The sequence below is a fragment of the uncultured Vibrio sp. genome (genome assembly GCF_947488985.1).
In the GTDB taxonomy this organism is placed as follows: domain Bacteria; phylum Pseudomonadota; class Gammaproteobacteria; order Enterobacterales; family Vibrionaceae; genus Vibrio.
The window spans coordinates 1-468 of record NZ_CANLBV010000296.1 but is presented as its reverse complement, the minus strand read 5'-3'; the positions used below and the strand labels follow the sequence as shown (position 1 = coordinate 468).

General features: G+C 47.0%; 1 protein-coding gene. It reads left to right on the top strand.

Annotated elements, in window-relative coordinates:
- On the top strand, window positions 1-468 hold a 468-nt coding region (locus Q1A70_RS20415; RefSeq protein WP_363318262.1), incomplete at both ends, for a group II intron maturase-specific domain-containing protein.

Genomic DNA, 468 nt, shown 5'->3' with positions numbered 1-468 from the left:
ATAGCTTCAAGATAGATGGAGCAATCCTGATATCGAAATCGGCACAAGCTCAAATGAAGAAGCGAGTGCGGAAAATAACGAAGCGAAATCGAGGTCGAGAGTTACAAGTGACAATCACGGAGTTAACTCAGTACCTACGAGGCTGGCAACACTACTTCAAACTTGCCATACGAAAAAGTGCAATGCAGCACTTAGATAAATGGATAAGGCGACGGTTAAGATGCTACCGCCTAAGGCAACGCAAACGCAGATATAGCATAGCGAGTTGGTTACAACGACAAGGGGTAACAGAGCGTAATGCGTGGAAGCTAGCGATGTCAGACAAGGGTTGGTGGCACTTAGCTAGAACGCCTCAGGTGAATCACGCCATGCCAATTAAATGGTTCGATGAGTTGGGGTTATACTCGTTGCGAGATGGGTATGAGTCACTGAAAGTATATTCGGAACCGCCGTATGCGACCCACGCTT